Here is a 13,282-nt window from a genome sequence, read left to right as displayed (position 1 = left end):
CCTGTGGCGGCAGCGGATGATGCAGATTTGACGAATGAGTGAGGGATTCCATGAGCAGAAGAAGAAATCCGAAGAGAAGAAAACCATTCAACCCCATCAAAACATTTTTTAAGATCGTGATCACGATGGTAATGGCCTTTGTGGTTCTGGCAGGCGGTGCCTGCTTTGCCTACTACAAAGCAACGGGCAATGTGCCCTTTGGCGGCGGCAGCGGCGTGACAAAGGCGGGAGAAATGAGCATTCTGGATGCTCTGCTGGGGAAAAATATCAAGCTGAATGTGGCTGTGTTTGGTGTAGATAAAGACGAGACAAGAACAGACGTAGCTTTTGTGGTGCATTATGACAGTGAGAAGGAAAGCATTGACCTGATCTCTGTGCCCAGAGATACCCGCGTATCCGTTTGCAGCGAAGTGGAAGACCTGCTGGGCGGCCGCTATGGCGTGACAAAATTCAATGCAGTCCATGCTTACGGCGGCAAGGAACATGGCCCCGAAGCAGCGATCCTGCAGCTGGAAGACCTGTTGGGCATCAGCATCGATCATTATGTAAAGGTCAACTTTGATGCACTGGTTGAGATCGTGGATGCTGTGGGCGGCGTAGAAGTGGATGTTCCTCAGGATATGAAATGGGATATGAGCGATACGGGCGATATCACCATTGACCTGAAAAAGGGTATGCAGACGCTGGACGGCAATAAGGCGCTGCAGCTGGTGCGCTTCCGTCGGTATGCCGATGGTGACGTGGGCCGTATTCAGGTACAGCAGCTGTTCCTGAAGGCTCTGGCGGAAAAGGTGCTGAGTACGGAAAGCATCGTGAAAAATCTGGGCGATTACATCGAAGTTACGTATAAATACGTAAAAACAGACATCAGTCTGGCAGATGCGCTGAAATATGCCAGCTATATCACCAAGGTGGATCTGGATAAGATCAATATGGAAACTCTGCCCGGTGCCGGTCAGTATGTGGGCGGTGTGTCTTACTTCATCCACGATCCTGCGGCGACGAGAGAAATGGTAGATCGCGTATTTTACAGCGTGGCACCGGTGGTGAATGACGATGGTTCCATCGACAGCAAAAGTCTGCTGATCGAAGTTTCCAACGGCGGCGAAGTGGCCGGTCTGGCGGGAAGAGTGACAGAAAAACTGGCGAATGAAGGCTTCCGTCTGGCGGAACCTACCACATACCATGGGGAACAGATAAATTATACCCGTATTCAGGTGAAGACAGAAGGTGCCGGAAAAGATCTGGTGAAATATTTTGATGATGCCAGAGTGGAAACTGCCCCTGCCGATATGGGCAGCGCAGATATCCGCATTATCCTTGGCACCAACGAAAAATAAAACAGAGAATAGGTGAAAAAATGAATTTAGGCGGACTTTTTATCAGAGCGGTGAAAAGCGGCTGCATCTGCAGTATCTTTTACCATGGGCTGATGATGGTAACCGGACAGAAAGTGGCAGTACAGCAGGCATTTGTGTTTACGGTAGTATTTATCGGGCTGTACTTCCTGTGGTTGGTGCTGGTAAGTTATAGAGGAAGAAAATAAGCAATAAAATAAGTAAGAAAAGGAACTTGTCAAAAAGGCAGGTTCCTTTTTTATATAGAATGAAAAGTTTTTTTGAAATATATTGTTTTTTTGTAACTTTAGTTATATAATTATGATAAAATTTAAAATATTATATAAAAATATAACTTTTGTATTTGTAAAAGGAGGAGTTGAGTATGAAACTCAAAAAAATGCTTGCCGGTTTCATGACATTGTGCATAGCGGTAACAGCAATGCCTGCAACGGTGCTGGCAGAAGAAACAGGTGATGCACCAGAGGTGAAAGATGTTTTGGATGAAACCGCGGAAGAGCAGGAGAAACAGACAGAAGAAACTGTAACTGAAGCTGCTGTTGCAAAAATTGGCGATGTGACTTATACAACGCTGGCTGCGGCTGTAGAAGATGCAAAGTCTGGCGATGAAATTGTTCTGCTGGAAAGTGTTAAAGGCTCTGGTATTGTAATTGATAAAAACATTACAATCGATTTTGATAAAAATACCTATGATATCGTTGGCCCTGCAGTAGGTTCTGCGGGCACAACAACATTGGGCTTCCAGATTCTGTCTGGCAACACAGTAACACTGAAAGACGGTACGATCACAGAGAGTGCGCCTGAACAGAATGAAAATGGTGCAACAGATGCAGCAGTAAAAATGCTGGTTCAGAACTACAGCAACCTGACTCTGGAAGATATGGTTCTGGATGGCTCCAAACTGGGCGGCACAGGTCGTTATACACTGAGCAATAACTGTGGTACTGTTGAACTGACAGGCAAAACAAAAATCATTGCAGACGATAACAAAGGCATTGCGCTTGACGCATGTGAATATGCTTCCTATGCAGTGCCTACAGTAACGATCGGCAAAGATTGTGTTGTAGATGGCAAACTGGAAGTTACTGGTGATGCAAATCTGGTAATTGAAGGCGGTTCTTTCACAGACCTGGCAAATGCAGTGAAATATGCAGAAGGCGGTGCTACAATCGCTCTGCTGGAAAGTGTTAAAGGCTCTGGTATTGTAATTGATAAAAACATTACAATCGATTTTGATAAAAATACCTATGACATCATTGGTCCTGCAGTAGGTTCTGCAGGCACAACAACACTGGGCTTCCAGATCCTGTCTGGCAACACAGTAACACTGAAAGATGGTACGATCACAGAAAGTGCACCTGAACAGAATGAAAATGGTGCAACAGATGCAGCAGTAAAAATGCTGGTGCAGAATTATAGCAACCTGACACTAGATAACATGGTTCTGGATGGCTCCAAACTGGGCGGCACAGGTCGTTATGTTCTGAGTAACAACAGTGGTAATATCACAATTACAAATGGTACAGAAATTATTGCAGATACAGCGAATAGTGGGATTGCATTTGATGTATGCAAATATGCTTCTTATAATGTACCTACAGTAACTTTTGAAAATGGCAGTGCAAAAGGTGCGTTTGAAGTAAGTGAAGGTCTGGCAGGCAATCTGAAGATCTATGCCGGTTACTTCACACAGGATCCTACAGCTTATAAAGCGGAAGGCAAAGTTGTAGAAAGCGTTGATAAAGACGGCTATACATACAAAGTAGGCGAACCCACACCCGAACCCACACCTACACCTAGTACAGGTGGCGGCAGCAAATCCAAACCTAAATACACAGCATCTGTGGACAAAAATGATGTGGACAACGGCGATGTAAAACTGAGCAGCACAAGAGCAAAAGCAGGCTCCAAAGTAACTGTTACAGTAACTCCCGATGCAGGCTATGAACTGAAGAAACTGGTGATCCTGGACAAAGCCGGGAATAAAGTGGACGTAACAGACAACGGCGATGGTACATTCACATTCAAAATGCCTAAAGGCGGTGTTGAAGTAGTTCCTACCTTTGTAGAAGCAGAAGAAGATGCAGATGTTTCTGAAGAAGGCGCAGATTCTGCCGATAAAGAAGAAACAGTTCTGGTTCTGACCATCGATCAGAGAGTATATCAGCAGGATGGCAACTATGCAGTGAATGACGTGGCACCTATTATTTCTGGTGAGAGAACATTCCTGCCCATCAGACTGATCGCAGAAGCGCTGGGCGCAACTGTTTCCTGGGAAAATGAAACACAGGCGGTAACCATCGTGGATGGCGATACAACGATCGTGATCTACATGGGTCAGCCTTTCGCAACAGTAAATGGTACTCCCATTCAGCTGGATGCACCTGCATTCATCACAAACGGCAGAACATACCTGCCCGTGAGATTTATTGCAGAAAATCTGGGTGCAACCGTTAACTGGGATGCGGAAGCAAAGACGGTAACAATCATTGGCTAAACAGAAAAAACTCAAACCTTCGGGTTTGAGTTTTTTTATTTCAGCCCAAGGCTGATGAGCAGGCCGCGGTCAACTCTAGCCATCATGGCATCATCCAGATGACAGACCTTTTCCTTCAGCCGCTGTTTGTCAATGGTACGGATCTGCTCCAGCAGGATAACGGAATCCTTGGGCAGGGCATATTCGGCGGCAGAAAGGGGAATATGGGTCGGCAGTTTTGCCTTGTTCATCTGGGAGGTGATGGCGGCGCAGATGACGGTGGGGCTGTGTTTGTTGCCCACGTCATTCTGCACGATGAGGACGGGGCGGACGCCCCCTTGTTCACTGCCCACCACAGGGCTCAGGTCTGCAAAATAAATATCTCCACGTCTGACGATCATAGGCTCACACTCCGCTGTTTGGATTGGTCAGCGGCAGAAGAAAAATATGTAGGATTCGGATGCCTTCTCTGCTGACTGTCTTCAGTATTGACAGAAACAGGAAGGTTTATTCCTCGATGGTGAAAAGGGTATCGTCAAACTGTGGATCATAAGCAAAGGAAGAGTAATCCATGCGGTAGCGTTCCTTTTCTTCGGCATCATAAATGACAAAACGGACGGGCAGGAGAGATTCCCGATCCACCCAGAGTTTTTCGGAGGAAAGTGCGCTGTCCTGACCGGGGATGACGGCTTCCAGAACGATACAGCGGGATTCATCCAGAGCGGCGGTCTCTACGCTGACCCCTTCCGATTGCATGTAATTGGCAATAAACTGCCCCAGAAACAGTTCGTTCCTGTGCTGGGATGCAGGGACATCCCGGATGATGCTGCTGTCCAGTTTGGGGTTATACTGGCAGATGCGTTCCCCGTCGAAAACCGTATAATTGCCTGCAACGTTTTCCGGCGCCAGAAGTTCCAGACGGTATTCCCCGGTGGATTTATAATACTGCTTGGTTTCATAGGTCTGTTCGCCCTTGTCGCCGATGCGGGTCAGGGTGGCGGTACAGGTGTAGCCTTCCATTTCTGCCAGCTGCTTCTGGATGGATTCCAGCTCCGTCATGGACTCCTGCCTGCTGCAGGCGGCGATGGTAAAAAGAAGAGAAAAAGACAGCAGGATAGAGAAAATTTTTTTCATAGGCATTCTCCTTGAGAATAAAATTCTCTATAAATGTATGGTTTTTCTTTTTAAAATAGTCTTTCTGTTTTTTTGAACCTTAAATTTCAAAGAAATTTGAGGTTCGTATAAAGTTTGGGTCAAGCCTTTTTAAAAGCTTATGGGGTTCTTGCTGTCAGCACAAAGTGCTGGACAGTTTCGTATTGCGGTGCAATACTACAGGACAGCGTCCCGAGGTTTTACTTGATTATTTGACTTTGTTGCGTTATAATGGGAAAGAACTTATTTTAGTAACAAAAAACCATTAACTTTTTAGGGGAGGTAAATGATATGAGCAGAATCAAAACTATCGCAACTCGCGACCTGAACAAATCCGTACAGAACGGTGGCTGCGGCGAATGCCAGACATCCTGCCAGTCCGCTTGTAAAACATCCTGCGGCGTAGCAAACCAGCCTTGCGAAAAACAGTAATCGCAAATTAAAATGAGAAAACCTAAAAAGGGCTGTATAACAACAGCCCTTTTTTCGTGGAATAGATAAGAGGTAAATAGAAATGGTACATCAATATCAACTGAACGGCTACCATATCGTGCTGGATACCTGTAGCGGCTCCATCCATTCTGTGGATGAAGTGGCTTACGATATCATTGCGATGGTGGCAGAAAATAAAACAGAAGCAGAGATCACTGTTGCAATGCTGGAAAAATACAGCGACATCACAGAAGCAGACGTAAAGGAATGTCTGGAAGATGTGGCGGCACTGAAAGAAGCGAAAAAACTTTTCACACCCGACACCTATGAACATCTGGCTTTCGATTTCAAGGCAAGAAACACAGTGATCAAAGCCCTGTGCCTGCATGTGGCCCATACCTGCAACCTGAACTGTTCCTACTGCTTTGCCAGCCAGGGCAAATATCAGGGGGAACGTGCCCTGATGACATTTGAAGTGGGCAAAAGAGCCATCGATTTCCTGATCGAAAACTCCGTAGGCAGAAGAAATCTGGAAGTGGACTTCTTCGGTGGGGAACCCCTGATGAACTGGGATGTGGTGAAACAGGTAGTGGCTTATGCCAGAGAACAGGAAAAGATCCACAACAAAAATTTCCGTTTCACACTGACTACAAACGGTATGCTCATCGATGATGAAGTGATCGAATACTCCAATAAGGAAATGCACAACGTGGTACTGTCTCTGGACGGCAGAAAAGAAGTGCATGACCATCTGCGTGTGGATTATGCCGGCAGAGGCAGCTATGAAACCATCGTGCCCAAATTCCAGGAATTTGTGAAAAAACGTGGGGACAAGAACTATTACATGCGCGGTACATTCACACATAATAATGTGGATTTCACAAAAGACCTGTTCCACATGGCAGATCTGGGATTTACAGAACTGAGCATGGAACCCGTTGTCTGTGATCCTGCAGATCCTTATGCCCTGACAGAAGAGGATAAACCCATCCTGTTTGAACAGTACGAAATTCTGGCGAAGGAAATGCTGCAGAGAAGAAAAGACGGCAAGCCCATCACTTTCTATCACTACATGCTGGATCTGGAACATGGCCCCTGCATTTACAAGAGAATTTCTGGCTGCGGCAGCGGCACAGAATATATGGCGGTTACCCCTTGGGGGGAACTGTATCCCTGTCACCAGTTCGTAGGGGATGAAAAATACAGCATGGGTGATATCTGGAAAGGTGTGACAAACACAGAAGTACAGGACGAATTCAAATGCTGCAACGCTTACGCAAGAGAAGGCTGTAAGGATTGCTGGGCAAAACTGTACTGCTCCGGCGGCTGTGCGGCAAATGCATACCATGCAACAGGCAGCATCACAGGAATTTATGAATATGGCTGCGATCTGTTCAAAAAACGTATCGAATGCGCAATTATGATGAAGGTTGCAGAAGCGGAGATGGACGAAGCAGCAGGCGTGACAACAAGCATGGAAGGTTGCGCTGACTGTGAAGGCTGTTAAGGCTGATTGATCAAGAAAGAATGATTTTATGAATACACCAATTTGTGATTTCATAAATGAATATGCAAAAAAGGACACGGCCCGTCTCCATATGCCGGGACACAAGGGCGTGTCCTTTTTGGGCTGCGAAAAAATGGACATCACGGAGATCCGCGGTGCTGATGAATTATACGAAGCGGAAGGCATCATTGCCGAAAGCGAAGCCAATGCAGAGAAGCTCTTTGGTTTTGGCAAAACCATTTACGGTACGGAAGGGTCTTCCCAGTGTATCCGCACCATGCTGTTTCTTGCGCTGCAGGGAACGGAAAGAAAGGGGGAAAGACCTGTGGTGCTGGCGGCAAGAAATGCCCACAAGGCATTTTTGTATAGCTGTGCGCTAATGGATCTGGATGTGGAATGGCTGATGCCTGCGGAAAGAGAAAAAGGATCTCTCTGTACCTGCCCCATTACAGCGGTACAGGTGGAACGGAAACTGGCGGAGATGGAACAGAAGCCCTTTGCAGTCTATATCACTGCGCCTGATTATCTGGGTTACTCTCCTGATATCAGAAGCATTGCAGAAGTCTGCAAAAAAGTGGGTATTCCTCTGTTGGTAGACCATGCCCATGGCGCCTATCAGAAATTCCTGCAGCCATCCCGACATGCCATCGATCTTGGTGCATCCATGTGTTGTGATTCTGCCCATAAAACTTTGCCTGTGCTGACGGGCGGTGCATATTTGCATTTTTCTGCTGAATGGGCGGAAAAGGTGGGACATCAGGCGAAAAAGGCCATGGAGATCTTCGGTTCTACCAGTCCTTCTTATCTGATTTTGCAGGCTCTGGACAGATGTAATGCATATCTGGCTGACGGATACCCCGAAAAACTGGAAAAAACCATCGAAAAGATCCAGGGAGTAAAAGACAGGCTGCGGCAGCAGGGATGGGAGATCATGGACGGTGACCCCTTGAAACTGACCGTTTTTACGGGAAAAAAGGGCTATACCGGAGAGGAAACCGCAGAAATCCTGCGGAAAAATGGCGTGGAATGTGAATTTGCCGATCTGGATGCGGTGGTGCTGATGGCAACGCCGGAAAATAAAGCGGAAGATTTTGCAAAGGTCATCGTAGCTTTGAGCGGCCTGCAGAAAAAAGAGGAAATTCTGCCGATGCCGATGCCCTTTGTTCTGCCGAAGCAGAAAATGAGGATACGGGAAGCCATGTTCAGCCTGTGGGAGGAAGTGGACTGCAAGGATGCGGTGGGATGTATTTGTGCAAGCCCCTGTGTTTCCTGCCCACCTGCGATCCCCATTGCGGCCAGCGGTGAGGAAATCTCAGCGGAGATGGTGGAGCTGTTGCTGGCCTACGGCATTGAAAAAATTGAAGTAGTGAAATGAAAAAAGGATGCGGAAATCCGTATCCTTTCTTTTTTTGGAAATCTTTTCAAAAATCTTTACAGTTTTCTTAAATTTTTCTGAAAATGAACAAAAGTTCAGTGTTTTGTGGTATGATACTTTACATAATGAAGAAATTTTGAGAAAAACGGAACTTTTGGGAAGAGATTCCGTCTGAATAAAAAGGTATTTTGATAAGGAGATGAGGGAATGAAAAGAAAACTGGTGAAACGTACCATTGGGATGGCACTGGCGGCAATACTGCTGGTTTCTCCGCTGAGCTATTTCGGGACGGAAAGCGCGTATGCAGCCACACAGTATGAAATGAAAACGGAAAAAACAGTGACTCGCGGGGTGACTTACGAAAAGAACAGCCGTATGACCGATGCAGGCGTGCAGAATATCCACGTGATGAAGGTGGATCTGACAGAAAGCACCCTGGAGATCAGGGAAGTGGAATCCAAAGGGGATTACGGCCTGAAAGAGACGGTGAAAAAACTGCTGACAGATAACGGCGCTGTGGCAGGGGTAAACTCTGACTTCTTTGGTCTGAGCGGTTCCTATTCGGCGGCATTCGGCCCTATCGTCCGTGACGGGGAAGTGATCTCCGCAGGGACAACGCTGAACAAAACAGAAGGACAGTATGCGGCATTTTTCATGGATGAAGACGGCAATCCCTTCTTCGATTATTTCACCATGACAGCTAAATTTGGTAATGAGAAAAAAATGCTGGAACTGGCAGGGATGAATAAATTTGCCTCTCTGGTATTCCCTGCATATCTGGACAGAAATGCCATGAAGGATACTTCCTCTCTGGATAAGCGTTTTGAAAAACTGGTGAAATTTGTGGTAGAAGATGATGTGATCACATATATCTCCGCAGAAGGGGAAAAGGTCACAGTACCCGAAGACGGCTATGTGATCGTGATGAGTGCAGATTACCGCAAAAATGCAGCTCCTATGTTTGCAGTGGGGGATGCGGCGGTTCTGGATATCGCATCTTCTGTAGATCTGGATGAAATGGAAACTTCCTTTGGTGGCGGCGGTAAACTGCTGGTAGATGGGAAGATCACAACAGCCAACTCCATCGTGGCATCCGGCAGACAGCCCAGAACAGCCTTCGGGGTTTCCAAGGACGGGAATACAGCTATTTTCATGGTTGTGGACGGCAGAGGCGAAAGCATTGGCGCCACTCATTGGGAACTGGGACTTCTGATGCAGGAATATGGTGCTTATGAGGCCATGCATCTGGACGGCGGCGGTTCTTCCACCATGGTCGCAAAAACGGCCGAAGATAAGACCATGACCGTGCAGAATACCGTTTCCGAAGGTTCCGAAAGAAAAGTCATCAATGCGGTAGGTGTTTTCCAGAACGCGAAACAGGGCAGGATCGAAGAGATCCGCATCCAGCCTTCTGCGGCAAGAACGCTGACAGGCAGAGGTGTTACCTATACAGTATATGGCCTGGATGCATATTATAACCGTATCGAGATCCCTGCGGAAAAGGTGAAAATGCAGGCCATTGGTGTGAAAGGCACGTGGGATGGCTATACCTTCACGCCCAGCAACGCAGGTACATATACCGTTACAGCAACTTATAATAATATGGGGGCATACCACATTGGCGCAGTCAGCAGCAATATTGCAAGACTGAAGCCCACCAACGACAGCATCAAACTGAAGGTTGGGGATACAGCCACCATTGCCATGACTGTTTATGATGAAGATGGATTTATGTATTGGGCATCTACCAGCACGAAATATGCTGTTGGCAATTCTGCTGTTGGCAGCATGAAGGACAATGTTTTTACAGCGAAAAAAGAGGGTTCCACAAATATCAAATGTGAAAAAGACGGTAAGATCGCTTATATCACAGTTACAGTAGGCGATGTGGAAGCGGCGAAAAAACCGAAAGTGGAAGAAGCCAAAGACGTGCTGAACAAAACAGTGACAAAGAAAAATGACGGTGCGTATTACTTCAATGTGGCAGGTAAGATCGCTTATACAGGTGCAGAAAAAATTGATGAAAAAGTTTATAATGATACCAGAAGCAAAGTGAAATCCTATGTGGATGCCAATGCGAATGTGGCTATTTACGGCGGTCTGAATGATATTCAGTCTGCAAAAAAACTGGATTCCCTCAGCTGGACCGGCAAATATCGTTTCCTGAACCGCGGCGGCGTGAGCCTTGCTATGGTGGCAGCGACCAACGGCGGCATCAATGCAACAGACGCGACCCAGTGGGCGAAATTCACGGCGGATATTGAAAAGGCGAATAACAATACCATCGTTCTGGTGACAGACCAGACCCCTTCCGACTGGAAGAGCCAGGCAGAAGCAAACTATCTGCGGGCGATTTTGAACAAATATGTGGAACAGGGGAAAAAGGTGTTTGTTGTTTCCTGTTATAACAAGAGCTACTGGGCTTCCACAAAGGACGGCGTACGTTATATCAATCTGCCGAACCTGTGGCAGGCCGATGGCACGGTGAATGAAAATTACACCATGCTGCGTTTCCGCGTGAAGGATGGCAATGTGTCCTATGAGGCGGTAAAGATTAAGTAAAAATTAAGACTTAAAATAGGGTGGTTTTATTGTAAAATCAAGAATAATGAGGTACTATATAAGGTGGGTTATGATGCCCACCTTATTATATTGCGTAAAATGATTGAAATAGATTTAGGAGTTTTGTTATGTCGGAAAAAGGCAATCAGGCGGTGAAAACCGTCAGTTTTATGATGTTGATCACCCTGTTTGGGAAAATATTGGGATTGGTGCGAGAACAGCTTCTGGCAGCCAATTACGGGACGGAGATGGAAGCGGCGGCATTTTTACTGGCAAGCCGAATCCCTCGTACCTTTTTTGATGTGATTTTTGCATCGGCGATTTCTGCCAGCTTTATCCCCATTTTTGTGGAATATCTGCAGAAGAGGGGGAAAGAAGAAGCCTACAGACTGGCGAATCGCTTTATCACGGTGATCTCGACGGTGACGATCGTGATGATGGTGGTGGGGATGGCTCTGGCGGAACCCCTGACCCATCTGATCGCACCGGGTTATGACGGCGCAACGGCGGAGTTGTGCGTATCTTTGCTGAGAACGTTATTCCCTACGATGTTGTTTACGGCGGTGGCTTTTTCTTTTGTGGGTATCCTGCAGTCTCTGGAAGAATTCAACATTCCTGCGGCATTGAGTGTGGCATCCAACGGGATTCTGATCCTGTATTATATTTTCTTTAATGATAAATTCGGTATTTATGGTCTGACCATCGCCTTTCTTATCGGATGGGCCATGCAGGCAATCATGCAGATCCCTTCTCTGCATCAGAAAGGGTATCACTATAAGCCGGATTTCCATTTCAAAGATGAGGGGTTGAAAAAAATCGGTAAACTGATGCTGCCTGTTATGGTCAGCACATGGATTCAGCCCATCAACTTTATGGTAAATACCCGTTTTGCCTCTCAGCTGGCAAGCGGCAGTGTGACCAACGGGGAACTGGGGGTTTCCGCTCTGGAATATGCCAATAACCTGTATACCATCATCGTTGGGGTATTCGTTCTGGCCATTGCCAATATGGTATTCCCCAAATTTTCTCGCATGACAGAGGACAAAAAGGAATTTGGTCTGGCGGTGAGAGGAACTCTGAAAGCCATGATCTTCCTGCTGATCCCTATGACAGTGGGGCTGATGGCACTGGCAGAGCCTGTGGTAACGTTGATTTATAAACGCGGTGAATTTGACCTTTTGGCGACGGAGCTGACCTCTGCGGCCCTGTTCTTCTTTGCTTTGGGCATGGTTGGTTATGGGGTGCAGAATATCCTGAGCAGAGCATTCTATGCAAATCAGGATGGGAAAACACCATTTTATTCCGGTCTGGTTTCTATCGTCATCAATGGGGTTTTGTGCTGGCTGTTGTTAAAGCCCATGGGCATTGGAGGTCTGGCGCTGGCGGCGGCGGTTTCTTCCACAGCGGCGGCGTTGGTTCTGATGGTGCCTGCGGTGAAGCAATATCCCGATATTCTGGATAAATCCCTGATCGGGCAGATCGCAAAAATGATTCTGGCGGCGGTTGGTATGTTGATACTTGTTTTGGGTTGCAGATATATCCTGAGTCCTCTGAACGGCAGACTGCTGGGACAGATCATCCTGTTGTGTGTCTGCGGCGGCGCAGGGGTCGTTTCCTATATGGTATTTGCGAAACTTCTCAAAATCGAAGAAAGCGATTTTGTATTTGATATGCTAAAGAAAATCCTCGGCAGAGGAAAAGGCGCAGCAGCGGATGGATCCGCTACTATTCCTGTGAAAAAGAAAAGAAAACGGAGAACCTATTCTATGATCGAAAAGATATCTTTGTTAATTGAAGATAGTTTCTGCTTCCGTTTCATTGAAAGAATCTGGAACATTCTGGCGGTTCTGTGGACGGACAGTATTGCCGGCGGCATCTGGGCGAAGATCTGCAGAAGCTGGGCCAATGCTTTTGAAGGCAGCGCCATCCTGCAGTTCTTCAGAGCGGATTGGGATAAGCATATCTGCACAAACAGAGGAGTTCTGCCTCGTTTCTGGAGAAATCTGACCAACTGGAGCGGACTGGCGGTGCGCAGAAGAAATAATGCCTTTGCGGCTGTCATGGGCGAAAGCTTTATTTTCCGCCTGTTCAATCAGAATTTTCTGATTTTGTGTCTGGCGGCGATTGTGGCAGCGATTCCCGTTTTGCCTACCATGCTTCTGGCGGTGCTGGTATTGGGAACATTTTTGCTGTATTTTATCCAACTGTTTCTGGGCAGAGTGAAAGCCCAGAAAACGACTATGGTGAGTGTTCTGCTGGGGCTTTTTGCGGTATGTATCCTGTATGCGGGTACGACCAGTTATGCTTTCCCTACGGCATTGCTGTCCATGGCATTGTTCCTGATCCTGATGGCGGTGTTCTTTGTGGCAAAGGATGCTGTGGATACGGAGGAAAAACTGGACTTTGTATTGTGGGTGCTT

The 13,282-nt window shown here is 46.8% G+C and carries 10 protein-coding genes; 8 read left to right on the top strand and 2 right to left on the bottom strand.

All coding sequences use genetic code 11. The annotated features are described in order from the left end of the window. Nucleotides 1-50: 50 nt before the first annotated feature. The 3 genes from ACJMLT_RS00405 (at nucleotide 51) to ACJMLT_RS00395 (ending at nucleotide 3,855) form a co-directional block, all read left to right on the top strand. Complete coding sequence (locus tag ACJMLT_RS00405; protein WP_405724917.1) at nucleotides 51-1,340, top strand: LCP family protein; 1,290 nt, start codon at nucleotides 51-53, stop codon at nucleotides 1,338-1,340. Nucleotides 1,341-1,360: 20 nt separating this feature from the next. Further along, entirely contained in the window at nucleotides 1,361-1,546 is a 186-nt protein-coding gene (locus ACJMLT_RS00400; RefSeq protein WP_405724914.1) for a hypothetical protein, read from the top strand. A gap of 176 nt (nucleotides 1,547-1,722) precedes the next feature. Further along, the gene (locus ACJMLT_RS00395; protein ID WP_405724911.1) at nucleotides 1,723-3,855 is read left to right on the top strand and encodes a stalk domain-containing protein; all 2,133 of its coding nucleotides are present in this window, start codon (nucleotides 1,723-1,725) and stop codon (nucleotides 3,853-3,855) included. A gap of 35 nt (nucleotides 3,856-3,890) precedes the next feature. Here the strand turns inward: ACJMLT_RS00395 and ACJMLT_RS00390 are convergent, their stop codons facing one another. Together ACJMLT_RS00390 and ACJMLT_RS00385 are read right to left on the bottom strand one after the other, a co-directional pair. After that, nucleotides 3,891-4,235 carry a type II toxin-antitoxin system PemK/MazF family toxin gene (locus ACJMLT_RS00390; RefSeq protein ID WP_405724908.1) on the bottom strand — a complete coding sequence of 115 codons (345 nt, stop codon included), beginning with the start codon at nucleotides 4,233-4,235 and terminating at the stop codon, nucleotides 3,891-3,893. Between the two features lie 106 nt (nucleotides 4,236-4,341). After that, complete coding sequence (locus ACJMLT_RS00385) at nucleotides 4,342-4,968, bottom strand: LolA family protein (RefSeq protein WP_405724905.1); 627 nt, start codon at nucleotides 4,966-4,968, stop codon at nucleotides 4,342-4,344. 309 nt (nucleotides 4,969-5,277) lie between these two features. On the opposite strand from ACJMLT_RS00385, the gene scfA reads away from it, so the two are divergent. From scfA to murJ, 5 genes are all read left to right on the top strand, one after another. After that, a complete protein-coding gene (scfA, locus tag ACJMLT_RS00380) occupies nucleotides 5,278-5,418 on the top strand; it encodes a six-cysteine ranthipeptide SCIFF (protein ID WP_016406981.1) in 141 nt (46 codons plus the stop codon). 82 nt (nucleotides 5,419-5,500) lie between these two features. After that, entirely contained in the window at nucleotides 5,501-6,925 is a 1,425-nt protein-coding gene (gene scfB / locus ACJMLT_RS00375; RefSeq protein WP_405724901.1) for a thioether cross-link-forming SCIFF peptide maturase, read from the top strand. Between the two features lie 28 nt (nucleotides 6,926-6,953). Next, complete coding sequence (locus ACJMLT_RS00370; protein ID WP_405724898.1) at nucleotides 6,954-8,300, top strand: hypothetical protein; 1,347 nt, start codon at nucleotides 6,954-6,956, stop codon at nucleotides 8,298-8,300. Between the two features lie 207 nt (nucleotides 8,301-8,507). Further along, nucleotides 8,508-10,862, top strand: coding sequence for a phosphodiester glycosidase family protein (locus ACJMLT_RS00365; protein ID WP_405724895.1), 2,355 nt, complete (start codon nucleotides 8,508-8,510; stop codon nucleotides 10,860-10,862). A 128-nt stretch (nucleotides 10,863-10,990) separates the two neighbouring features. Beyond that, nucleotides 10,991-13,282 (top strand): murein biosynthesis integral membrane protein MurJ (murJ, locus tag ACJMLT_RS00360; protein WP_405724892.1); only part of this gene is annotated, 2,292 nt, incomplete at its 3' end.

Origin of the sequence: Anaerotignum sp. (assembly GCF_045122575.1) — a bacterium.
In the GTDB taxonomy this organism is placed as follows: Bacteria; Bacillota; Clostridia; order Lachnospirales; family Anaerotignaceae; genus Anaerotignum_A.
The sequence above is the reverse complement of the archived record's forward strand: the minus strand, read 5'-3'. Positions and strand labels throughout refer to the sequence as shown.

Excerpts from the sequence above, each read along its gene's own strand:
- ACJMLT_RS00405 (WP_405724917.1), top strand. The coding sequence starts at position 51 with ATGAGCAGAAGAAGAAATCCGAAGAGAAGAAAACCATTCAACCCCATC.
- ACJMLT_RS00400 (WP_405724914.1), top strand. The coding sequence starts at position 1,361 with ATGAATTTAGGCGGACTTTTTATCAGAGCGGTGAAAAGCGGCTGCATC.
- ACJMLT_RS00395 (WP_405724911.1), top strand. The coding sequence starts at position 1,723 with ATGAAACTCAAAAAAATGCTTGCCGGTTTCATGACATTGTGCATAGCG.
- ACJMLT_RS00390 (WP_405724908.1), bottom strand. The coding sequence starts at position 4,235 with ATGATCGTCAGACGTGGAGATATTTATTTTGCAGACCTGAGCCCTGTG.
- ACJMLT_RS00385 (WP_405724905.1), bottom strand. The coding sequence starts at position 4,968 with ATGAAAAAAATTTTCTCTATCCTGCTGTCTTTTTCTCTTCTTTTTACC.
- scfA (WP_016406981.1), top strand. The coding sequence starts at position 5,278 with ATGAGCAGAATCAAAACTATCGCAACTCGCGACCTGAACAAATCCGTA.
- scfB (WP_405724901.1), top strand. The coding sequence starts at position 5,501 with ATGGTACATCAATATCAACTGAACGGCTACCATATCGTGCTGGATACC.
- ACJMLT_RS00370 (WP_405724898.1), top strand. The coding sequence starts at position 6,954 with ATGAATACACCAATTTGTGATTTCATAAATGAATATGCAAAAAAGGAC.
- ACJMLT_RS00365 (WP_405724895.1), top strand. The coding sequence starts at position 8,508 with ATGAAAAGAAAACTGGTGAAACGTACCATTGGGATGGCACTGGCGGCA.